This is a genomic window from Marinomonas lutimaris (assembly GCF_019426345.1).
GTDB classification, from domain to species: Bacteria; Pseudomonadota; Gammaproteobacteria; order Pseudomonadales; family Marinomonadaceae; genus Marinomonas; species Marinomonas lutimaris.
On the sequence record NZ_JAHLLW010000008.1, the window covers coordinates 35908 to 58288 of the forward strand.

Genomic DNA, 22381 nt, shown 5'->3' on the forward strand with positions numbered 1-22381 from the left:
TGTGTCTCGTATATTTACCTTTATGCCAGCTTTGATCATTTATGCTTTCTTTGCTCACAAGATTTTTTCTGATGGATTTTATTTCGAATTTTGGATGTTGTTGCTCATCCCATTTTTTTACATTCTAAATATTTTTTTGATCATGACTTTTTTAAGAATGATATTAATAGCTCGTATTGTGTATGGAGAAGTAAGAAGTCGAAGGTATTTTTCTCTCTTCTGTTATCTTATATGTATTTGGGGGCCAATTTTTTATTTGTTTTTTTTATTAGGGATAAATACACCTTAATCTTCATCGCCTCGTCGTTGTTCCATCAAAAGAACTCATCTACCTAATCCAAGCCGTGCCATGTACCATACCAAATCGTAGAACTAGTTTTTTAATTCAGGTAAGCAGACTGGGTAAACGACAACATCACCCGCGTCAAAGACTACACACAACGCAACTTTGTAGACTTCTAAGCGACAAGCAACTAAAGCCTGCGAAAGTGGGCTTTAGTTGCTGTTTAGGCTGGTAGGAAACGAGAAAGTCTTTTAGTATCAATAAATGTCAAAACGCGCATGCCTATTATTAAGCTGTAAGAAACCTACCGGAAGCCTCATGGAAAAGTTTGATAAATTGGCTATTGCCGATGAATTATTAGAAAGCGCAATTCAATCATATTTAGATGATGAAAAATATTTTTCAGCATTGCATTTAGCTGGAGCCGCACAAGAAATATATGGAAAATGGTTAAGAATAAAAGGGGGGCAAGACTTATCCACTATGATACTAGATAAAGCAGCTAAAGTTTTCCATGAGCCAATTGATAAAAAAGCTATTAAAAAAGAAGATAAGCGTCCAAAAAATTCAATTAAACACATGGATAGTGAAGCTGACCGTTATACTTATTTAAGAATAAAATTTGATACTTTTTGTGTTATCTGCGAGGCTGTCGCTGAACACAAGCTGCTTAAACGAAATGAAACAGCCAATATTGTCAGATTTAAAAAATATTTAATAAGCACACGTACAAACGGTTTATAACAAGTCGTTTAAAAGGGCAAAATACATTATTCTTAATAGGATAATCACCTTACAACACCAACCATGCCAAGGGCTTTGGTGGCTTCTCTGCTATTTCCCGTCGTAGTTCCATCAAAAGAACTCATCGACCTAATCCAAGCCGTCCGCACTTTCCTAACAAAGAAAGCAACAGCAAATAGCACGACTAGCTTTTTAATTCAAGCAAGCAGACTGGGTAAACGACAACATCACCCGCGTCAAAGATTTCGCCCAACGCAACTTTGTAGACTTCTAAGCGACAGACAACTAAAGCCTGCAAAAGTGGGCTTTAGTTGTTGTTTAGGCTGGTAGGAAACGAGAAAGTCTTTTAGTATCAATAAATAGAAATTTTCAGTTTAGAAATAACGCGCAGTGGATTGGATAAACTCGTATGAGGATTAATAAAATGTTAGACAGCAAATCAAAATTTTAACAAGATGTATTAATGATTATGTCAAAAAACTCTGGTGGACAGTTAGCGCGAAACTTTAGGAGTGGTCAAATAGCTGAAAGTTTAGCAGTTATTTTGTGTAGACCATTTATGTCTATGGCTCAAATTGAACAGGAAGAAGACTTTGGTATCGATTTAATAGGAACGCTTTTAAAAGAATCAAAGCTTACTTACAGTGCAGAAGAGTCATGTATGATTCAGGTGAAAATTTCCTCTTCAGCCAGATTTAAAATAGAAGGACTTGGTGTTACATGGCTAAAGCAGCTTTTTTTACCATACTTCCCTTTAGTAATTGATAGAACTAAATCTATGGCTTTTCTTTATACGTTAAATGATTGGCATGAAGTTATTCATTTAAGTGTAGTGGATGAGTATATTTTTGTACTAGATGATGATCTAGAGAATGATCCCTGTGATAGTTTTTTTTCTCTGGGTGATCCGATTATGTCATGGGATATTAATGATTCTAGTGATCCCAGTTTTTGTAAATGGGCTTACTCAATTATGAAGCCAGTAATGGAAATCGAAACTCGTAATCAACGATACGCACCAATGGGAAGATTTGAAAAAATTGAGTGCAGGAATTTTAAGTTTTCAGATAGGGGTGAAGATAATTTGGCAATAAATCCTCCGGAAACTGGAATAGTAAAATATCAGTATTCGGGAAAACATAAACTTATCAAATCTAATGTAAAACACATTTTGATCCCATTATTGCAAACTGTCTATAATACATTAAATAGTGAAGATATATCCTATAAAGATTTTGATAATCTTATTAAGATAATGGATAAATTTGGTATAGAAAGTGACAAGCCAGAACAAGTAAAATATATTCTCGATGAGATACGTGATGGAAATGTCTAACAAGAAAAATTAATTGACAAAATATATGTCACGAATTTTTCTTCGCAAAATGTAGTGCCAAATATTTTGTAGGTTTGGGGTCAGATGAAAAAGAGCACCTAGTTTTCATCTGATCCCAAACAGCTCCACGAGCAAAACCAACCACAGACAACCTAGTGCTAGCGGAAAAAGACAGCTATTCCCTCCAAGGAAGGCAACAGCTCAACAACATCGTTAAATCCATGCTGATACAAAGCGACCCCGTCGTCGTTCCATCAAAAGAACTCATCGACCTAATCCAAGCCGTCCGCATGTACCAACAGCAAATAGCACGACTACAAACACCCGACTGGGTAAACGACAACATCACCCGCGTCAAAGACTTCGCCCAACGCAACTTTGTAGACTTCTAAGTAGCAAGCAACTAAAGCCTACTTAAGTGGGCTTTGGTTGTTGTTTTTATTGGGGGAAGCGTTTTAGTATGAATGAACAGAGTTTTAAGTCAGATGAAAAACAGATTGGTTTTTTATCTGATCCGAATTTCAATATTTCCTCAAGAACGGAGTCCCGCATGGAATACGGCACTGATTATTTTCTAAATGAAATATATGCTCTTGAGTCTGAGGGGATGCTCTCAGACTTAGCTGTAAGTCCAAGTCTTATTACACATTTTATTTTTTTTGGTGAGGATTACCGTGAAAATGCATTGGCCTATATAGCTTCGGTGTTGGATGAATGCTACAAAGCTGGCCATTTGAGAATTGCAATTTCACACAATGATCAAGAGTTATGTGGGTATGCTATGCTCTTCGTGCATCCAGATCCTAAATTCCCAAAGTATCTCCATAAAATATACGTAAAAGAAGAGTTCCGTGGGCATGGTTTAGGTGGGCAAATACTAACATCTCTTGCAGAAAATGAACCCATGATCTGTTTGCTCTGTCCTTCGGACAAAGTATCCTTCTATGAGAAGTACGGTTTTCACTTCACGCACCCCTTTGAGGTTCCAGAAGGTGATAATTTTATCTTGTCTAAAGGGCTATATTCTGAGTTGTGCGTCATGAAAAACTACAATGAATCAAATGAACCACTTGGCGCTCCGATATTTTTTCTCAATGATAGAGATATTAAAAATATTATTGGTATATAAAAGATTGGTTTTTCATCTGACCCAATTGTCCTTACTTCGGGAGTTTGAATGAGCACATCACGACACCATCATTATTTGTCTCAATGTTATTTGAAAGGATTTACTCAGGGAAATGCGAAAAAGTCTAAACTGACGGTAGTAGATCTAAAAGAATCAAAAGCGTTTGAAACGATTCCTAGAAATGTTGGCGGAATGCGGGATTTCAATCGAGTAGAAATTGAGGGGGTAGACCCTGAAGTAATTGAAAAGATACAGTCTGAATTCGAGGCTAAAGTAGCTAAAGCATTACAAGGTCTACCCGAAACCTTAGACTTCTCAGGTGAAACTAAAGATTTAATTCTTGAATTTATTGGTATGCTTGCTATTAAGTCACCTGAAATGCGTGAACATTTATCTAAACCATTTATTCAAATTGCTAAAATGACGATGGCAATGACCATGGATACTAAAGAAAGGTGGGAATCACAAATCGCAAAAATTAAAGCAGAAACAGGTGAGGATATCTCCAATGGTAAAACTTATGAAGAACTAAAGGAGTTTATTGAACGTCAAGAGTACGAAATAACTGTTACGAAAGAACACCAAATTCATATGGAGTTTGTCGGAATTCAAAAGATCACCGAATTGCTTCATATGAGAAACTGGACACTAGTTAAAGCTGGGGGGGACTCTGGAGAGTTTATTACTACTGATAACCCAGTAAGCTTAACTTGGCATAACCCTGACCAAGTTCCAACTTTTATGTCTCCTGGCTTTGGTTTAAGAGATACTATGGTATATTTTCCTATCTCAAAAAAATTAGCGCTCGTTGGTGAATTTGATCGCGAGGATGCTGTTACGGAGGCCAATAAATTCTTAGTAGCCTTTTTAAATAGTAAAATTATTGCTAACTGCTACCAAAGAGTATTTGCTGCAAAGATTAATTTCAATTATGTAGCAAAAAATGGAAAATTTAATAAAGGAAATGCTCTGCTAAAGAAAGCCTAATACTTCGATTTAGCAGAGCAAAAACATTTGAACTTGAGCTCAGTTAAAAAACACCCTTTAATTTCTTAAAAAATAAAACCAAACACTCCCAAGCCCATCCCTCTGATGGGCTTTTTCGTTTCTGTTCTTCCGTTTTTATCTAAGGAGTAATCATGCGTCAGATGATGTCGCTCGGTGGTTTTGTGTTTTCGCTTAGCGAAGGCACGCCATACGAGGGTTTGCAGCGCACTAGCGACGGCGGTTGGGTCGCGGTGGCGCGTTACGGTCAAAAGCCCATGAGCCAAAACACGGGCCAACAGTTGGAAAACATCACGGTCACAGGCACGTGGTTTCAAGGCGATGGCATGGCGAATCTCAACGCCTTACGCGCCTTACAAAACCAGCGAGCGCCCTTGGTGCTGGCCGATGGCTACGGCAACAACTTAGGCCAATGGACCATCAAACGCTTGCAAGAGAAGCAAGACAAGATCATCGATGACGGCACCGCTTTCGTCCTCGCCTTCACCCTAGAGCTAGAAGAGTACGCCAATGACAACCATCCGTAGCCGCGACGGCGACACTATATCCAACATTCTGTGGATCGCCCTAAAACGCAACGACGACCAAGCGGAAGAAGCCTTGTTCGAACTCAACCCCGGCTTAGAAGCCTACGGGCCAGTGCTTCCCGCTGGCGTCATGATCGAGATCCCCACCTTGCCAGACAAAGCAGCCGAGACGGTAACCAACATATGGGACTAAACAACCAATCCAACTACTTGCCAAGCGTGCGCGTGAGCGGAGCAGGGGAAAACACCATCAACGCGCGTCTCACCGCATCGACGCCGCAGGCACCCAAAGCGACCAACTCACCTTGCACATCGACACCACAGGGCAAACAGGCTTGCCGGAAGAGGGCGCGGTGCTCACGTGGCAAGAAGGCTACGGCGACAACTTAATCGACAAAGGCCAGTTCAAAATCACTCGCATCGTGCCGAAACTGTTTCCGCCCAGCGTCACCATCGTCGGCACCGCACCGTACAAAAAACTCCGCCAAAGCTACGACACCCCAACCACCGCCCAACAAGACGACCTCATCAAAAGCCAACGCCAAGGCACCAGCGTCACCCTCGACGCTCTTGTTGACTAGATACGGGCAACCCAATTCGTCGCAGAAGGCATCCTCCCCCTAAACGACACCTTCCCACCCGAAATGAAAGGCAACTGGTCCATTGAAGTGGTTTGAGTTTAATTTAACTCTGACCCTAATTATTCCAGTGTTGTTACTTTTAAAAAGCGAAAATGCTGACGCGCACAGGTCTGCATTTTCACTTTGTGTAACTCTGGAGGATTGGTGCTCAGGGAATCAGCAACAGTTTGCCTGTGGTGGCGCGACTTTCCATGTCAGAATGGGCTTTGGAGGCATCCGCTAAGCTATATTCATTGCCAATAGTTATTGTTAGCTTTCCCTTTCTGAACCACTCGAACAGTCGGGCAGAGCGAGCGCGTAACAATTCTGGCGTATGAATGTGGTCAAAGAAAACAGCGTAGCCTAGCTTAATGCTTTTCGGTAAACTCATAATGTCTAGTTGCCCTGGTCCACCGAGCACTGGACCATACCAGCAGAATGTTCCCGAGCGGCGCAGTACGTCTAACGACCCTTGAAATGTACTTGGGCCGGATCCATCGAACACCACATGCACACCTTCACCGCCACTCAAACGTAATGCTTCTTCGGCGAATTTACCTTCGGTATCGACGATCACATGATCAGCACCGGCAGCTTTAGCGGTTGCCACCTTACTTGCCGAAGACACGCGTCCTATCACTTTTCCTCCATGTAGCTTGATTATCTGTGTTAATAATAAGCCGACACCGCCGGATGCTGCATGAACAAAGGCGATATCACCAGTTTGGATAGGGTAGAAATCTGTGGCAAAATGGCTGGCGGTCAACCCCTGCATCATCAATGACGCAGCAGTTTTATCATCTATATCGTCGGGGATATGTACTAGGGAAGAGGCAGGAATTGAGATTTTTTCTGCATAGCTGCCCGGTGCGTACACCCAAGCTACACGTTGGCCAATATCGAAGTTTTTAACTTCGTCTCCTACTGCTAGTACGCGCCCCGCACCTTCTACACCTAGAATTTTTGGGTCAGATATTTCGTTCCAGGCTGTCCCCTGGCGCACGCCGATGTCCATGAAATTGACGCCCGCTACGGTGACTTCTACCAATACTTGCCCGGCAGTAGTCTCAGGCTCCTGTCGCTCAACATACGCTAGCACGTTGCTATTACCTGCTTGATTCATTACAACCGCTTTCATAATTAGCTTCTCATATAGGTTTTTATTCCAAGAATGTTGTAAGGCAGTACCATATCTGTTTTTAGCCATGACCAGTCCATCTAGTTCAGGTTTTGTGGTAGGGCTTGTCACAGATGCCTTTACAACATTAGACGTCATCTATAATATCCATTGAGTAAGGATGAATAATTCCTAAATGTCCATTTTTATTGCTCATTCGTCCAAATATGGAGGGTTATGGATCCACTAACTGACATTATTACTGGTCTGCATATTCGCGAAGCCAATTTCACCCGAATGGATGCCAGTGCGCCATGGGGTGTTAAATCGAACGGTGAACACGGTATTAATTTTGTGTTACTGGTTCGCGGTTCTGCAATCTTGACTACGCCTAGCAGTTCGGAAGCAATCGCACTCAGTAGCGGTGATGTGTTTCTCTTGATGGGCGATGCGCCTTACCAGCTTTTTGACCATGAGAAGTCGACTCTTATTGACTGTGTAGAGGTGGAGAGGTTACGAAGAGGTAACTCGATAGAGATCGGTGGTGGTGGTTCAGTCACGAGTTTTATCAGTGCCTCATTTGACCTGCATGCCATAGAAGCTCAGCCATTGTTACATGTGTTGCCAGAACTCTTGCACTTAAAACTCGACCAGCGCCGAAGTTTGGCCTTCCAATCCGTAATTGAAATGCTGGCGCTCGAAACCGAGTCGCCAGGCTTGGGTTCAGAGGCTTTAGTGAGTCGCTTGTTCGAATTGCTATTTGTGCACGCGATTCGCGCTTATTCGATGCAACCCGGCGGTCCAACACAGGGTTGGCTAAGTGCCTTCGCCAATCGCAATTTGAGGCAGGCACTGGAAGCTATGCATCGTGCCCCGGAGCAGGTCTGGACTGTAGAATCGCTGGCGCACACAGCTGGTATGTCACGCTCCAGTTTTGCGGCGTGCTTCAAAGCTGTGGTTGGCCAGTCGCCATTAGATTATTTGACTCGGTGGCGTATCTACTGTGCAACCCGTTTGTTGCAGCATGGTAATCTTACCTTGTCTGAAATATCTAGTCAGGTTGGCTACGAATCTGTATCTGCGTTCAGTCGTGTGTTTGTGCGCATAACAGCGAAGACCCCCGGCGCCTTTCGCAAATCAATTGTAGAAGCTAAACAGAATTAAAAAATAGGGGAGTCCTTTATAAAAGAGATTATCTCTTTTGGGAAATGGCGAAGCTCTAGTCACAATTAGGGGCAGATTGCGGTACCCTAATAACTAATCAGCGCTTGAGTACAAAAGCCAACGCCAAGGCACCAGCGTCACCCTCGACGCTCTTGTTGACTAGATACGGGCAACCCAATTCGTCGCAGAAGGTATCCTCACCCTCATCGACACCTTCCCACCCGAAATGAAAGGCAACTGGTCCATCGACAAAGTCACCGCACGCGGCGACAGCAAAGCAGGGTATCGGTGTACCGTTGTCGCGAGTGAGATTGTTTAAGTGTTTATGGTGCCATTATGGCAACACATTGACATTGAACTATGGGTGACATCATAATGGCACCAAGCAGCATTTTTCTGCTTTATAGGGAAAATACAAAAATTTGACTGAATTATATGTTGGTCAAGGAGAAAGCGATGACTATATCTCATGTACAAGAAAATGTGCGGCTCGTTGCCAGAGCGCCAAAAGAGGTTCAAGAGATCATTACTAATGCGGCGGAGCTATCCGGTGCTTCAATGTCTCAGTTTATGATTGACGCCGCCTTAGATAAGGCGAGACAAGTGGTAGAGCGCAATAGACTATTAAAATTGTCGATGGAAGGAGCGGATCGATTTTTTGATGCATTAGACAATCCGCCAGAGATTCAACATCTTGATGATGCTTACAAAGCGCTAAAGGATTATGAAAATGGCTCTGTCACCTTTGAAAGAAAGCCATAATCGAAAACGCTTTGATTGTGGCAATGAGCGAATTAACAAATTTCTAAAAGAGTCTGCGAACAGTGCGGCAAAACGAAACCTATCTAGGACGTTTGTTCTGGAGGGGAGCGATGAAACAGACATAGCGGGCTTCTACTCGCTCAGTAATATTGAGGTCAAAGTTCCTGTTCCTCATAAACTGTACAAGAAATACCCTAACCCATTGCCAGGCGTGACGTTAGCCAGGATGGGCGTGGATGAAGGTTACCAAGGGCAGGGCATCGCCAAAATCATGGTAATCGATGCAATGCGGCGAACCTTGCTGATAAACGAGAACATGGGGGTTGTTGGATTATTTGTAGACGCCAAAGATGATGATCTCGTTACATTTTATCAGAATCGCGGCTTCATCTTCCTTCAGAAGGAAGAACACACCTCCAAACTTTGGATGCCGATCGACTCCATTGTGACATTCTTCAAAGATCGAGAATAACCTAATTTGGGGAAGGCAATCGAGATGGGATTTGGTCTATTATTGTGAACGGGAATTGGTGTATTACTTTCGAGTTTGTTGATGGTAATACTTACATTCTCAACTATGAAGATTATCACTAATTAATATGCACAACCCTCCACACTCAGGCGAATTTATTTACGATGTTTATCTTGAACCAGCGGGTTTGAGCTGCCGCTTTTTGGCTAAGCAATTGGATGTCGCCTCGTCCACATTAAGTCGTGTACTGAAAGGGCAGAGCGCTGTCTCGCCTGAAATGGCATTGCGTTTATCTAAAGCGCTTGGCAGAACACCAGAGTGCTGGTTGGCCATGCAAGATGCCTACGATCTTTGGCAAGCCAAACAACATTTAAATTTAGCGAATGTTCATTCCGTTAATTTTGCATCGGCCTAGACCAAGCCGTCCGCATGTACCAAACAGCCTAACCTAGCTTCACAGATTTCTAAACAATATACATAAAAAAACCCACCACCTGGTGGGTTTTAGTTCGTTTACCTAGGTTAGTTTTACGCTGGAAGAATTCCTGACGAGTACAGTACCCATAGTCCTATTAGTGCGATTATTGCAATTACATTTTCAGGTAATGCCATTGTTTTGCTCTCAAATTGATACTGCCGTTATTGGCAGTATCAATTTTATCGAATACGCAAAAATACTTTTTCACGTTTGATATGAAAAAAACGCTGTTAAGTGTAGTTAACGGTGTTTTTTTCTAAAACGGCTTTAAGCGCTTCTAAACGCTCTGCTAAGACGTGCTGGCTTGCTGAGATATCAGCAAGGGAGATACATTCTAGATCGGTGATAGTTTCCTGTAAGGGCTTCGTGGTAGCCTCGGAATACATTATCTTGATGGCAAGATCATTTTTAAAAATAAGTTCACATTTGTGTCGGTATATCTTTCCTCCTGCTCTATTTTTCCCCAAGAATAAACATCTAATATCCAGTAAATATGCAAGCCGTTCGTTTGGGGTTTTATCCCAGAGTTACGTCCTTATAGTGATTAGTAACACGTTATGAGGTGATCGCTGTTTAGCATTGTGGTCATTTTCCTTAAGGCTTAAAAGGAGACAAGTTATGAGTAAGACGCTAATTATTGGTGCCAGTGGTCAAATTGGCCAATTGATAACCAAGACACTTGTTGAGACGGAAGAAGATGCCCGTGCTCTGGTGCGATATAAATCTAAGTTGGATGATTTAAAAGACAGTGATTTAGAAATTGTCGAAGCGGATTTAGAGGGCGATTTTAGCCTGGCTTTTGATGGCATTGATAATGTTGTTTTTGTAGCTGGTTCTGGCGGTTCAACGGGTGTAGATAAAACCTTGTTGATCGATCTATGGGCGGCTAAAAAAGCTGTAGATTATGCAAAAGAAGCTAATGTTAAGCAGTTTATTATGGTGAGCAGTATTGGTGCTGATGATCCTGAGGCAATAGAGTCTGACATCAAGCCTTATTTGGTTGCTAAGCATATGGCAGATCAATATTTGATGGCGTCAGGTGTGCCTTTTACTATTGTCCGTCCTGGCCCATTAACGAATGATAAAGGCCAAGGGAAAATCACCATTAAACGGCCGAATAGTCGAGAAGAGATGGCGATTCCGCGAGCGGATGTTGCTAAATCGGTTTTATTTATCCTAAGCAAGGATAATTTGAATGGTAAAATATTCGAGTTGTTTGGTGGTACGTATGATGTCGATAATGTTCTCGTTTAAATAATTGTTAGCGTGTCAGTAATGAAAGGAGCCCTAATGTTTTCTCAAGCATTAGGGTTCTTTTACATCTGCCGCTTTTATCTATTAAATCGCTATTCAAATTTCGCCGTCAAGAAGGGCTACGCAGGTGCCGCTTCTTTGGTCTGCTCGCTTTGAGTTTCCTGTAATTTTTCAGCTTGAATACGTTTGTAAATTTCTTCTCGATGAACGCTTATTTTTTGCGGGGCTTTAATGCCGATGCGAACTTGAGTGCCTTGCACTCCTAATACCGTGACTTCCGTATCATCGCCGATATTAATTGTTTCACCGGGGTGTCGAGTAATGACTAGCATAATTCCTATCCTTTGGTTGTTGTCGACATTTTTAAAATACAACTTATATTGTTAGTCTGTCAACAGCTTAGGGTGTTTTTTATTGTCTAATAGGTCAAGTGTTACGGTAGTATGAAGAAGAGAAGTTGTAAATAGTTCAAAATAAAATTCGGGCTTGAGTGACAACGCCTATAATTGCTAAATCGCTGGGAACTTCAATGGGTCTATAGTTTGGGTTGAGTGGAGTTAGGTAAGTTCGCCCAGCGTCGATGACCAATTTTTTAAATGTTACATCTTTACTGTCTACTACTTTTGCGATGATCAAATCACCGCTCTTGGCCGTTAAGCTAGGTTCAACAAGAATTAGGTAACCTTCGGGAACGCTTAAGCCAGAAGGCGACATCATGCTATCTCCCACGACATTTAGCCAAAATGCTGATTTCGACGTAGATGCTGGTGTTTCTATCCAGTCAAATTTTTCTTTGTCTAATTCAGTATTCGGCCATTGAGCAGCTTGTGGTGTTGTAATGACAGGTCTTAGATGGGTTTCTAAGGGTTGTGAAGTGCTGCTGCTATTGGTGTAGCTGGAAGTATTTTCTCTAACTTCGCTTGCCGCTCCTAAAAGTAACCATTCTGCATCGCATTGCAACGCTTTGGCTAAATTGAGTAGCTTGCGCGGATTTTGTGTCCGGCCGTCTTCAATCTTTTGCAACGATTGTTGGGAGATGCCAATACGTTTGGCTAACTCTGCTTGAGTCAGTCTTAGGTCGGTTCTTTTTTGTTTAACGCGTTCTGCAATAGTCATAAGTGAATAATTACAACTTTATCTGTATTTGACAAACAATAAAAACTGTAATCAAATACAGCAAAGGTTGTTAAGGAGGTTATATGTCAGCCATTGCAAAAGCAGTCGAAATTGTAGGAAGCCAAACTGCACTCGCGCAAATATTAGGGGTTAAGCAAGCTCACGTTTGGAACTGGTTACATATCCATAAACGTTCGCCAGCAAAATACATACGGCGTATCTCTTTGGCGACGGAGGGGGAGGTCAGTGAAAGCGATTTGCTTAAAGATCATGAGCTCTAGCTTTATGTTTGGCAGAGGTGGTTAATCTCTCGTCTTTACAAAAATTCGCTAGTTTATTTGCGTGCTTTAAAACATACTGTACGAATATACAGTTTGGATGTTTATTTATGCGCGTTTCTTATCTTGGTACCTCTGAGTCTGCGGCTTTTATTGCAGCAAACAGTGTTCGAATTCCACTTTATTCTGAGTCAGTACAGCTTTCTGATCTTAGTAAGCAGCCTAAAGACAATTCTTTGGATCTGAATGCCTTGTGCATTCCTAATCCTGCGGCGACTTTTTTTGTTCGTGCTCAAGGTGAGCCGATGGAAAGAGAAGATATTCACTCGGGCGATGTGCTGGTAGTTGATCGATCGTTAACGGCGCGTCATGGGGACATTGTTATTGCATTTGAGCATGGAAAGATGGCGGTAATGACATTGGAATTAAAGCCTGATGTTTTGCTTCGTCCCAAGAATAAAGCCTATGCAGCGACAGTAACGCCTGTTATTAAAAAAGATGCATCTAGTTTAGAAGTATTTGGTGTGGTTACCAGCGTAGTTCGTCAGTTAGAGCGTGGCTAATCGTCTCCATTTTACTTTTTTATCTGAGCCAATAAAAAACGCCTTCCATTACCTAATAATGAAAGGCGTCGTGGCCATCCGGCCTAGTGTTTTACCGTCACCTCAGAGTCTTCTGAGGTGACAATCTGGTCATCCGTCGCTCGGTTGTTCTCCTGGTGGTATTTGAGCTTTTCCTTTCAGATCACTTTCTAAATCGTTGTTGCCAGCCAAAGGACGAATTTGTCCATTGTCGCGGTAGAAGCCAATATCTTTTAAGTAATGGTCATCAAGCTGACGAAAAGCTTGATTGGTGCGACGAGCTTCGAAGTATTCTTTAGCGGCGTTGAATAGGGCAATGATACTCATAAGTTTTCTCCAAAATATAACATTTAATAGTGTGTTTTGGCGGAACTTACGGGGTGATTTCTTACAGAGGTGACCGCGTAAATTCCGCGGTCAATGGTGTATTACACAGGCATTGAACGCGTAGACAAAGTTTTGCGTACTCGATTATTGCAGCGAGTAGCCATGGAGGAAGTAGAATGATTTAGCGTATAGGTAGTCATTTTGCTTCTCCTTAACTTTGGGTTTTATTGATTGCGTAATGCATAGTGTAAAAATTGCTCGTTTGAGCTTCTTAATTGGGCCTTATTTCGTGACTTATGTCAATCACTTATATTGAAATTACTTTTCTTTTTTTAAGTTGCATAAATACTTTCTTAATGTCAAAAAAACAGTCTGCATGTAGCGATATTGTGGGTGTGTTTTGCTGTACAATTCGTCGCGATTTTCCTGTCCTCTTTTATAGTTAACAAATGTAGTAAGTGACCTCATGGCGACGAAAGCAACAATTTATAAAGCATCGGTTCAAGTATCTGATATGGATCGAAACCATTACCAAAGTTATGAATTGACCTTGGCATTACACCCTTCTGAAACCGAAGAGCGCATGATGGTGCGTTTAGCTGCGTTTGCTTTATTGGCTGATGAGAAAGAAGGCGGCGAGCAATTAAGTTTCAGCAAAGGCATTAGTACTGAAGACGAGCCCGATCTTTGGCAGAAGAATTACTCAGACGAAATTTTGCTTTGGGTAGAGCTAGGACAGCCAGACGAGAAACGGTTACGCAAAGCCTGCGGTCGCGCTCAAAACGTCGTTGTAGTGAATTACAACGATAAGTCCGATATTTGGTGGGAACAAAACAAAGGCAAGAACAGCCGTTTTGATAACATGCGAGTGTTGCGTTTCCCAGAGGCTCAAGTTGAAGCGTTAGCGAAGATCTGTACTCGCTCTATGCAATTGAATGTAACCATTCAAGACAGCGAAATGTGGATCTCTGGTGAGCTAGGCGAATGCCAGATGACACCTATGTGGCGAGGCGAGCAATAAGCTCACCTTCATCCACAAAGCGCGTATTGATGTGGTGTTATGCTTTATGCAAAGTGCGTTGGAACAGCGCAACGGCTTTGTTGTAACACTCTAAGGCGAGGGCTGGATCGTAACGATCGCCTTCGTCGCGCATAAATGCATGCTGGCCGTTGAATTCATGCCAAGTGAATAAGCGGTTAGTATCGATCAATTGCTGGTAAATTTTCTGGCGTCCTTCCGTAGAAACATGCGGGTCTTGTTTGCCCCACACCATAGTGACTTCGCCTTGGATTTCTTTTGTGCGAGTGAAAGAGTCATTACCTTCATCGCAAGGAATGGTATTCGAATGAATGTCTGTTGCGTACAAGCAAAAAGCCGCTTGGATGCGAGGGTTTAACGCCGCACGATACGCCAAATGCCCACCCAAACAAACGCCCATGGTGCCAAATTGCCCCGTGCAATAATCTTGCTGTTCGAAATATTCCAGCATAGCCACGGTGTCGCTGTCGTGCGCTTCTAGGGTTTTGGTGAATTTGTCAGCGTTGCCTTTGTCTTTGCCTTCATCGTCATAGCCCAAGACTGTGCCGATTGGGTTAAGTTCATGAAACACTTCTGGCACAATCACCACAAAACCATGGCCAGCCATAATCGCAGCAGAGCGGGCAATTGGTGCGGTTTGTTGGAAAATCTCAGAGTAGAAAAAGATACAAGGAAAGCGACCTTCTGCTTGAGGGCGATAAACCGTGCAGCGCATGGTGCCGGTTGGCGTGTTAATATCTTGATCGTGACGTTGAATGATCATGGTAATCCTTAAAGCGATTTGTCATTTTCCTACATGATATTCGACCCAACTGGGATGAGCCAGTCGCAAAGCTTCCAAACAGACATAAAAGTGCTCAAATCGAGACAAAAGCCAATTTAACCAATGAGTAGAAAGAACCCGTGCGAATTTTATTGATCAGCGCCTACGAAGCCAGCAGCCATAAGGCCTGGGCAAATACCTTGATGAGTGGCTTGGGTCAGCATGAATGGAGTTACTTGTCTCTGCCTGCTCGGCATTTTGCGTGGCGGATTCGCGGTAACGCCATGAGTTTTGCGTTTGATCCACAATTTAAACCTCAGATAGAGCAAGAGTACGATTTGGTCATTGCGACGTCGATGACAGACTGTGTTGGTTTAAAAGCCTTTTGCCCAAACTTACAGAGCATTCCTTGGCTGCTGTATTTTCATGAAAATCAATTTGCTTACCCTGCCAGTGATAAACAGCAAGGCTTGGTGGAAATGCAGATGGTCACCTTGTACAGCGCCTTGGCTGCTGACCTGTGCGTGTTTAATAGCGCATTCAATAAAGACTCTTTCTTTGGTGGGGCGCGGGCTTTACTAAAGAAACTGCCTGATTATGTCTCGCCAGATTGGTTAAATGACACAGAAGCCAAAGCTCAAGTGCTTGCTGTGCCTTTGGATATGCCTACTTCAATCGAGTCTTTAGTAGAGACGAGTTTAGCGTCAGAAATAGAGGAGAGTGGAAAACTCCCTGAGCCAATCAAATTGGTTTGGTCGGCGCGTTGGGAATTTGACAAAGGGCCAGATCGATTACTGGCTATGTTAGAAGAACTAGAGCGCCGCAAGCTAGACTATGAAATAGCTATTCTTGGCGAACAGTTTCGTTCTATTCCAAAAGAATTTGATCAGATCCAAGCCAATTTTTCACATCGAATCACACAGTTTGGTTTTGCACCAAGTCGGGCGGATTATCTAGGTTTTCTTGCGTCATCAGACATTGTGCTTTCTACCGCATTGCATGAATTCCAAGGTCTTGCTGTGCTGGAAGCGGTCGCGCTGGGTTGTGTGCCAGTGCTGCCAGACAGACAGGTTTATCCGGAGCTATTTGGTAATCAGTTCCTTTATCCAAGCGATTTGAAGGATATTCAAAGCGAAGCCGAGCGAGCAGTGGACTTGATTCTGCGTGTTGTTAGGGAGGATGTGAAAGCGCCAGATGTTAGCCATTACCAAGTTCAGGTGTTGCTTGGCCACTATGAAAAGCTAATAGATACATACCAACACTAGTTTCTATTATGTATAGACAAGCTGTTCTCTTTCTATTCGGTTAACGACTTGAAATGACCTCAAATCTACAAATGTCGTTTGAATCAAAATAGCGCACAACTCTTTAAGTTGCGCCTATTTTGTGCGATATTCCTATCGTTGTTGCCTTAAAAAATAAAAACAAATTCATTTAATCGTAAGAAATAAGAGCCAATTTACGTCATTTTGATATGTATATACATGTTGGTGCGTATGTTGCTTTTTAGCTTATGATTAATAACCTTCTATAGGAAGTCTTCATATGAACGCTACAGATCCAAAGTCAGGAGCAGTGTCTCCACTGTCTCTTCTTAAACTCATTGCCTATAGCTGCATCGGTCTTTTTGTCTTTTTCATTCCGATCAATATCGGTGGGAAAGAGACCATCCCGCTCGATCATATTGTGTCTTGGCTCCGTAATGATTACGGTCAAATGGCTGAGATTTACGCCATTTTAGTGGTGTTGGCCGGTGGTGCTTATCCTTTTATCTCGGGTAACTGGAAAGCCAGTAAAACGCAAACTGTCTTGTCTATTTTCAAAGTCTTGGGCGTAGTGACGGCAGTAATGGCGTTTTTTTCCGTTGGGCCTGCTTTCTTGTTTGAAAAAGACATGTTGCCTTTCTTGTTTAGTAAATTGGTGGTGCCGGTTGGTTTGATTGTACCTATTGGTGCAGTGTTTCTGGCATTTCTGATTGGCTACGGTTTGCTTGAATTTGCTGGTGTGCTTTTACAACCGATTATGAAGCCTCTGTTTAAGACGCCGGGGAAATCAGCGATTGATGCGGTTGCGTCCTTTGTAGGCAGTTATTCTATTGGCCTGTTGATCACCAATCGTGTTTATAAGTCTGGCCAGTATTCCGCGAAAGAAGCGGCAATTATTGCCACCGGCTTTTCTACTGTATCGGCTACTTTTATGGTGATCGTGGCGAAAACATTGGGTTTGATGGATGTTTGGAATGTTTTTTTCTGGGCAACTTTGTTGATTACCTTTGTGGTGACGGCCATCACCGTACGACTTTTTCCGCTGAGTAAAATGGACGATACAGCAGAAAGCCGTGAAGTGGAAAAATTCGAGCATTCGCGTTTTAAACAAGCGGCATTGGAAGGATTGGATGTGGCGAAAAATGCCGCGCCCATCGGTCGTAATATCCTGCAAAACATCAAAGAAGGCATGCTGATGGCGATGAGTATTTTGCCTTCTATTATGTCTGTGGGGTTGTGTGGTTTGCTATTGGCGAAATACACGCCTGTGTTTGAGTGGATTGGTTACTTGTTTTACCCATTCGCGTGGATCGCCCAATTGCCAGATCCAATGATGGTTGCTACCGCGTCGGCGACAGGCTTGGCGGAGATGTTTTTGCCTGCTTTGGTTGCAGCGAAAAGCGTGTTTGTTGTGAAGTTTGTCGTTGGCGTGGTGTCTATCTCATCCATACTTTTCTTCTCTGCATCGATTCCTTGTATCTTATCGACCGAGATCCCATTGAATATTAAACAAATGTTGATGGTTTGGTATCAGCGTGTGGCCTTGACGATCTTAATCGCCTCGCCTGTGGCATTTTGGGCTGAGCAGTTTGTTCAGTAGTCAGTAAACTGTCGCTCTACTATTGTTAAATTATTGGTAATAGAGAGCTATAGAAAAATAAAGCAAAACACACCGAATTGACGTTTTTACATTAATTTGGTGTGTTTTATATTTCCCAAATGTCGAATTTCTTCAATTAATGCTGATCAGCTATCGCTAGGATTGAGCTTCAAACTTATTCTTTGGAGAACTCACTATGTTAAAACGCATCAATTATTTTGCCGCAGCACCACAAGCGTTAGAGCTTTTGTTCAAGCAAGAAGAAATTATAGGTAAACAATTCGCAGAGATACCAAACTTAAGTAAAACTATTTGGGAGCTAGTGAAGCTTCGTGTCTCACAAGTAAACCAATGTGCTTTTTGTTTGGATATGCACAGTACGCAAGCATTTGAAATGGGTGAGACGTACGAACGAATGATTGCATTGAATGCTTGGAAAGACTCACCTTTATTTTCTGAGCAAGAGCGTCTAGCTTTGGGTTTTGCGGAACATCTTGTCTCTGGATATTCTGTTGATGATGCTTATTATGAAGAAATGTTGGCTAATTTCGGTGAATCTGGACTAACTTATTTAACCATTGCAATAAATGCTATTTCGAGTTGGAATCGAATTGTAAAAGTCTTTAAGCCTGAGGTTGGTAGTTTACGCTGAATAAAGCACTTTCGCTCACCAGTAAGTAAGAGGGTTAATCTGTTGTCGTCCTTGTTGTTTGATATTCACTTTCCGCAAGGGCCACTTTCTCTGTGGGTACAGGCTATTTGGTCGGCGCAAATCCCAATGGATCAAAAGGGCGTTACCCGTCGATTGGTTGCTGATGCAGGTAGTGGCATATTGTTCAATCTTGGAGAGCCGATACTGGTTGATCAAGAAGTTTGGAATGAACCAGTGATATTTCAATCAACCAATCGGCAGGCGCATATTATTCATTTGCCTACTGGTGCCAATTTAGTTGGTGTACGTTTTCAGCCCGGAATGGGGGGCTTGTTGCAGACGGAGTTAGCTGCGCTGGAAGGCAATATTGGCTCATGGCAATCGTCTGAATTTATCCAATGTTTATTGGTTCAGTTAAAAAGTATTTTAAGTGTAGAAGAACGTATTAATTTATTGGATAAGGCTTTCGATCACGTTACTTCAGGATCGGCATATGATCATGACCCAGTAGTGAAAGCCGTAGAATTATTACAACAATCTTCCCGAGTTGATTTGTTAGACGTGCTTCCTCTTAGTCAGCGGCAAATAGAGCGTCAGTTTCAAGCTCGTTTGAGTATGTCTCCAAAATACTTCCAGCGCTTGAGAAGAGTTCGAGCGGTTTTGTTGGCTCTAAAAATGGAAGAAAATCATGTCAAACTGGCTGAAATCGCTGTTGAATACGGTTTTTCTGATCAAGCCCACATGACACGTGAATGTCAGTTAATCGCCGGTATTACGCCAAAGCGTTTTATGAAAAGCAGGTTATTACGCTAACTGGTTTATTTTTGATGGTGCCCATTATCAAGTTTGCTATGATTCCAGCATGAAATCAAAACTGCAATTTACCGCTATTTATCTGCCTGTTTTCCTTGTGTTGTGGCTGGGGCTTTTCCTCGATAGCAAAGCATTGGCGGAGCACATTCCGTTTAATCAATGGATCACTAATTTCTTGGTCTTGATCTGTTTTGTCTGGGTTTATTCTCGTGTCACGGCAAGAATCAAAAAGCTGATGCTGTATGGCATTGCGTTGGCGTTACTTGGTGAGGTGGTGTTTTCCCTTCTTTTGGGAATGTATGAATATCGGCTTGAGAATGTCCCTATTTATGTGCCTCTTGGTCACAGTCTTATTTATGCCGCTGTGTTTTATATCCAAAAAGAAAAAATTATCCAGCGTAATAAGGCACGTATTATTTCGATTTTGTATTGGGCAATGATCGCCTATTCGAGCCTTTGGCTGCTGTTCGACCAGGATGTGTTTGGCTTCCTTTGTATGTTGGTGATTGTGCTGTTGCTAAGAAAGAAAACGGGCAATGAGCTGTTTTTTCTTATCATGTTTTTCATGGTGGTGTATTTGGAATTGCTGGGGACCTATTACCAGTGCTGGGTTTGGCCAGATACATGGTTCGGTAAAGTGCCTTTCATTGCGAGTAGTAATCCGCCGAGTGGTATTAGTGTGTTTTATTTTGGTTTCGATATTGGGTGTTTGTGGATCTACAAAAAACTGAATCGCCAAAAGTGGAGTCGTATGAAATCGCTTAGACTGCTTAGAAACTCTTAGATAAAAGCTTATAAAAAAACAAAACGAGCTACTATTTTCATAGTAGCTCGTTTTGTTTATAGATCTGTTTAGTCTGAAAGACTTATAAATCGGCTTCAATTGATGCAACAAGTGCGTCGTCTTTTGGTGTCACATCTGGCGAGAAGCGCTCAACCTTGCCATCTTTGGTGATCAAAAACTTCTCAAAGTTCCAAACCACTTCTGGTGCTTTTGTCGCTTCGATTTTATGGCCTGCCAACATAGTTACCATGGCGTCGCGATTTGGCGTAACTGGTGCTGCTTCGATCAAACCTTTGTATAAAGGATGTTTGTCTTCGCCAGTGACCGCAATTTTGCTGAACATTGGGAAAGTGACGTCGTAGGTAAGGCTGCAAAACTGTTGAATTTCTTCATCGCTGCCTGGCTCTTGACCTGCAAAATCGTTTGCAGGGAAGCCTAGGATCTCTAAACCTTGTTCGTGGTATTTTTTGTACAAGGCTTCAAGGCCTTCGTATTGTGGTGTTAGCCCACATTTAGACGCAACGTTAACCACCAAAACGGTTTTGCCTTGGTAGGTCGATAGATCAACGCTTTCGCCTTGGATATTTTTAACGGTTAGGTTCAATGGATGACTCATAAAAATTCCTTATCAATTTATGTTCGATGCAAGGATCTTAGCGGTTTGTCGCCTAAACAATGCGGAAAAATTGCATAACATTGTGATTGTCTTAGTTTGAGCTTTTTAACGGGCCGCCTTGATCTAACAGCAATTCACGCAACTTGCTGAACACTTCTGGCGACTGACGAACGCCGTCGTGTTCGTAGCTATTGGTGACCCAAACTTGCGTGTTGGAAACTTGGCTCGCCGTTTTTAGAGACAGCTCACGGGGTACGTACATGTCGTTGTGATACACCGCCGCGACAACGGGTACTTTGTTTTTGGCAAGTTTTTCAAGGTCATAAAGTGGTGCGTAGTCCTTGTAAGTTGCTAGGGCATTCGCAGCCTCAGCAAAAGGGCGCAGCGAAGAAATTTGATCAAACATCCACGGGTAAATCATTTCTCCTGTTAGCATCAAAGGCGAGTGTGGCGCGTCAAATTCACTAAACTGATCTCGCAGCTGTTGTGCTGTCCAGTTAGTGCTTTCATTAGGTCGGCCATAAATACTTTCATGAATCACCGCAAAAAGAGGGCCTTCGTGATAGCTGGTGATGTTCATCACTTGTTCTAAAAAGGTATCGCTAAGCCGAGTTTTGTCACTGCCAGCAAAGGCTTCATCCACTAACCAATGTACCTGATCAATACCTGGACCCATTCCCAAAAGAATGCCGATGCTTTGGAATCGTTCTAGAGTAAGTTGGTCGCCATCAGGTAAAAGCACTTTTTCGTTTGTTAGGCATTGTGCGATCTTCGCCATGACTTTCTCGTCTTCTGGATAACGAGCGTAATAGTCTTGGTTCTTCTCGATCACGCGCTGATAAGTTAGCTGATATACCTCTTTTGCTGATTCTTCAAGCCCAGCCAATCCGCCCGTTACATAACATGCCGCCAGACCTTCTGGTGCTTGGGATAAGTACGCTAGCGTAATAAAGCCGCCGTAGCTTTGCCCCAAGGTTTCAAACAAACGGCCGCCATAGACCGTTTTTCTTAAATGTTCGCAGTCGGCGACAATACTGTCGGCACGGAATTTAAGTAGATAATCACGACCTTCCTCAGCAGACAGCTTACTAATCAAATTGGTATCAATTCGGCTGCTGCGACCTGTGCCACGTTGATCGATTAAAATAACCCGATGGGTTTTTAATGCTTCCGCCATCCATGGTGGGGAACCTGGCATTGGGCGAGGGGATTTGCCACCGGGGCCACCTTGTAAAAATAACAATAAAGGTAGCTCCTCATCGGCGCGGTTTATATCCACCACCTCGCGAGCAAATAGGGAAATGGTTGGGCTGTTGTTAGAACTGTTTTTATGGCTGTTGTTAAAGGTACGCCAATCCAACGGAACTTCTAATTCGTGATTGGTAACAAGTATTCCTTTCATTTTGTACTGTTGGCTGACTGCGTTCATATTTCCCCGTCATCTTTGGCATAGCGATTTAAATTGTTAGCCACTTTAGCACTGGCAGACATTAGAGTTCGAATATTTTTATCTATCAGTTTTGATTATTAAGGTGTTTTGGCATCTGTGAAAAACAACACAGAACCGCTTGTGGCCTTGTTCCCTAGACTTGAAATTGTTATTTTTAGTAGCAATCTATTACGCTATACAAAATGATTAGTTATGATTATGGATAG

General features: G+C 42.6%; 28 protein-coding genes and 1 pseudogene. 22 read left to right on the forward strand and 7 right to left on the reverse strand.

Features of this window, described 5'->3' with window-relative positions:
- The first annotated feature begins 601 nt into the window (after positions 1-601).
- From KPL72_RS10955 to KPL72_RS21240, 8 genes are all read left to right on the forward strand, one after another.
- Entirely contained in the window at positions 602-1027 is a 426-nt protein-coding gene (locus KPL72_RS10955) for a hypothetical protein (RefSeq protein WP_219702752.1), read from the forward strand.
- 463 nt (positions 1028-1490) lie between these two features.
- Positions 1491-2363, forward strand: a complete 873-nt coding sequence (locus KPL72_RS10960; protein ID WP_219702753.1) for a hypothetical protein — start codon at positions 1491-1493, stop codon at positions 2361-2363.
- Positions 2364-2584: 221 nt separating this feature from the next.
- Complete coding sequence (locus tag KPL72_RS10965; protein WP_249422206.1) at positions 2585-2755, forward strand: hypothetical protein; 171 nt, start codon at positions 2585-2587, stop codon at positions 2753-2755.
- Between the two features lie 68 nt (positions 2756-2823).
- Positions 2824-3492: a GNAT family N-acetyltransferase gene (locus KPL72_RS10970; protein ID WP_249422207.1), complete on the forward strand. Its 669-nt coding sequence runs from the start codon at positions 2824-2826 to the stop codon at positions 3490-3492.
- A 48-nt stretch (positions 3493-3540) separates the two neighbouring features.
- A complete protein-coding gene (locus KPL72_RS10975; RefSeq protein WP_219702754.1) occupies positions 3541-4479 on the forward strand; it encodes a DUF4238 domain-containing protein in 939 nt (312 codons plus the stop codon).
- Positions 4480-4643: 164 nt separating this feature from the next.
- Positions 4644-5024 (forward strand): phage tail protein, encoded by a 381-nt coding sequence (locus KPL72_RS10980; RefSeq protein WP_283248003.1) that lies wholly within the window; start codon positions 4644-4646, stop codon positions 5022-5024.
- Positions 5008-5217 (forward strand): tail protein X, encoded by a 210-nt coding sequence (locus tag KPL72_RS10985; protein WP_219702755.1) that lies wholly within the window; start codon positions 5008-5010, stop codon positions 5215-5217. The genes KPL72_RS10980 and KPL72_RS10985 overlap by 17 nt, the downstream gene beginning before the upstream one ends.
- A gap of 112 nt (positions 5218-5329) precedes the next feature.
- On the forward strand, positions 5330-5605 hold the full coding sequence (locus tag KPL72_RS21240; protein WP_249422208.1) for a hypothetical protein: 276 nt from the start codon (positions 5330-5332) through the stop codon (positions 5603-5605).
- A gap of 208 nt (positions 5606-5813) precedes the next feature.
- On the opposite strand, the gene KPL72_RS10995 is transcribed toward KPL72_RS21240, so the two are convergent.
- Complete coding sequence (locus KPL72_RS10995; protein ID WP_012070195.1) at positions 5814-6920, reverse strand: quinone oxidoreductase family protein; 1107 nt, start codon at positions 6918-6920, stop codon at positions 5814-5816.
- 78 nt (positions 6921-6998) lie between these two features.
- Here KPL72_RS10995 and KPL72_RS11000 point away from each other — a divergent pair, with 78 nt between their 5' ends.
- From KPL72_RS11000 to KPL72_RS11025, 6 genes and pseudogenes are all read left to right on the forward strand, one after another.
- Positions 6999-7925, forward strand: a complete 927-nt coding sequence (locus tag KPL72_RS11000) for an AraC family transcriptional regulator (protein WP_012070194.1) — start codon at positions 6999-7001, stop codon at positions 7923-7925.
- 456 nt (positions 7926-8381) lie between these two features.
- Entirely contained in the window at positions 8382-8687 is a 306-nt protein-coding gene (locus KPL72_RS11005) for a type II toxin-antitoxin system TacA family antitoxin (RefSeq protein WP_012070193.1), read from the forward strand.
- Positions 8656-9159 (forward strand): GNAT family N-acetyltransferase, encoded by a 504-nt coding sequence (locus KPL72_RS11010; RefSeq protein WP_219702756.1) that lies wholly within the window; start codon positions 8656-8658, stop codon positions 9157-9159. Before KPL72_RS11005 ends, KPL72_RS11010 begins: the two co-directional genes overlap by 32 nt.
- A gap of 23 nt (positions 9160-9182) precedes the next feature.
- Positions 9183-9281, forward strand: a pseudogene (locus KPL72_RS11015) (type II toxin-antitoxin system RelE/ParE family toxin); the annotation flags it as partial.
- The gene (locus tag KPL72_RS11020; RefSeq protein WP_219702861.1) at positions 9281-9574 is read left to right on the forward strand and encodes a HigA family addiction module antitoxin; all 294 of its coding nucleotides are present in this window, start codon (positions 9281-9283) and stop codon (positions 9572-9574) included. The pseudogene KPL72_RS11015 and the gene KPL72_RS11020, both read left to right, overlap by 1 nt.
- Positions 9575-10255: 681 nt before the next feature.
- Positions 10256-10891: an SDR family oxidoreductase gene (locus KPL72_RS11025; RefSeq protein WP_219702757.1), complete on the forward strand. Its 636-nt coding sequence runs from the start codon at positions 10256-10258 to the stop codon at positions 10889-10891.
- A gap of 119 nt (positions 10892-11010) precedes the next feature.
- Here KPL72_RS11025 and csrA read toward each other — a convergent pair whose 3' ends face one another.
- On the reverse strand, positions 11011-11223 hold the full coding sequence (gene csrA, locus KPL72_RS11030) for a carbon storage regulator CsrA (RefSeq protein WP_219702758.1): 213 nt from the start codon (positions 11221-11223) through the stop codon (positions 11011-11013).
- 136 nt (positions 11224-11359) lie between these two features.
- Positions 11360-12007 carry a LexA family protein gene (locus KPL72_RS11035; protein ID WP_212915441.1) on the reverse strand — a complete coding sequence of 216 codons (648 nt, stop codon included), beginning with the start codon at positions 12005-12007 and terminating at the stop codon, positions 11360-11362.
- Between the two features lie 83 nt (positions 12008-12090).
- On the opposite strand from KPL72_RS11035, the gene KPL72_RS11040 reads away from it, so the two are divergent.
- Both KPL72_RS11040 and KPL72_RS11045 read left to right on the forward strand, forming a co-directional pair.
- Positions 12091-12288: a helix-turn-helix domain-containing protein gene (locus tag KPL72_RS11040; RefSeq protein WP_212915440.1), complete on the forward strand. Its 198-nt coding sequence runs from the start codon at positions 12091-12093 to the stop codon at positions 12286-12288.
- Between the two features lie 107 nt (positions 12289-12395).
- Positions 12396-12848 (forward strand): S24 family peptidase, encoded by a 453-nt coding sequence (locus KPL72_RS11045; RefSeq protein ID WP_219702759.1) that lies wholly within the window; start codon positions 12396-12398, stop codon positions 12846-12848.
- A 129-nt stretch (positions 12849-12977) separates the two neighbouring features.
- Here KPL72_RS11045 and KPL72_RS11050 read toward each other — a convergent pair whose 3' ends face one another.
- The gene (locus KPL72_RS11050; RefSeq protein ID WP_212915438.1) at positions 12978-13193 is read right to left on the reverse strand and encodes a DUF1127 domain-containing protein; all 216 of its coding nucleotides are present in this window, start codon (positions 13191-13193) and stop codon (positions 12978-12980) included.
- 466 nt (positions 13194-13659) lie between these two features.
- On the opposite strand from KPL72_RS11050, the gene KPL72_RS11055 reads away from it, so the two are divergent.
- A complete protein-coding gene (locus KPL72_RS11055) occupies positions 13660-14214 on the forward strand; it encodes a YaeQ family protein (protein ID WP_205114515.1) in 555 nt (184 codons plus the stop codon).
- A 37-nt stretch (positions 14215-14251) separates the two neighbouring features.
- Here KPL72_RS11055 and KPL72_RS11060 read toward each other — a convergent pair whose 3' ends face one another.
- The gene (locus tag KPL72_RS11060; protein WP_219702760.1) at positions 14252-14995 is read right to left on the reverse strand and encodes a dienelactone hydrolase family protein; all 744 of its coding nucleotides are present in this window, start codon (positions 14993-14995) and stop codon (positions 14252-14254) included.
- A gap of 140 nt (positions 14996-15135) precedes the next feature.
- Here KPL72_RS11060 and KPL72_RS11065 point away from each other — a divergent pair, with 140 nt between their 5' ends.
- From KPL72_RS11065 to KPL72_RS11085, 5 genes are all read left to right on the forward strand, one after another.
- Complete coding sequence (locus KPL72_RS11065) at positions 15136-16260, forward strand: tRNA-queuosine alpha-mannosyltransferase domain-containing protein (protein WP_219702761.1); 1125 nt, start codon at positions 15136-15138, stop codon at positions 16258-16260.
- Positions 16261-16540: 280 nt separating this feature from the next.
- A complete protein-coding gene (locus tag KPL72_RS11070) occupies positions 16541-17860 on the forward strand; it encodes a YjiH family protein (protein WP_219702762.1) in 1320 nt (439 codons plus the stop codon).
- Positions 17861-18056: 196 nt separating this feature from the next.
- Complete coding sequence (locus KPL72_RS11075; RefSeq protein ID WP_114413368.1) at positions 18057-18512, forward strand: carboxymuconolactone decarboxylase family protein; 456 nt, start codon at positions 18057-18059, stop codon at positions 18510-18512.
- Positions 18513-18554: 42 nt separating this feature from the next.
- A complete protein-coding gene (locus KPL72_RS11080; protein WP_219702763.1) occupies positions 18555-19325 on the forward strand; it encodes a helix-turn-helix domain-containing protein in 771 nt (256 codons plus the stop codon).
- A 49-nt stretch (positions 19326-19374) separates the two neighbouring features.
- Positions 19375-20109, forward strand: coding sequence for a hypothetical protein (locus tag KPL72_RS11085; RefSeq protein WP_219702764.1), 735 nt, complete (start codon positions 19375-19377; stop codon positions 20107-20109).
- Between the two features lie 82 nt (positions 20110-20191).
- Here the strand turns inward: KPL72_RS11085 and KPL72_RS11090 are convergent, their stop codons facing one another.
- Complete coding sequence (locus KPL72_RS11090) at positions 20192-20725, reverse strand: glutathione peroxidase (RefSeq protein WP_249411565.1); 534 nt, start codon at positions 20723-20725, stop codon at positions 20192-20194.
- 91 nt (positions 20726-20816) lie between these two features.
- Positions 20817-22154 (reverse strand): alpha/beta fold hydrolase, encoded by a 1338-nt coding sequence (locus KPL72_RS11095; RefSeq protein WP_219702765.1) that lies wholly within the window; start codon positions 22152-22154, stop codon positions 20817-20819.
- Between the last annotated feature and the right edge of the window lie 227 nt (positions 22155-22381).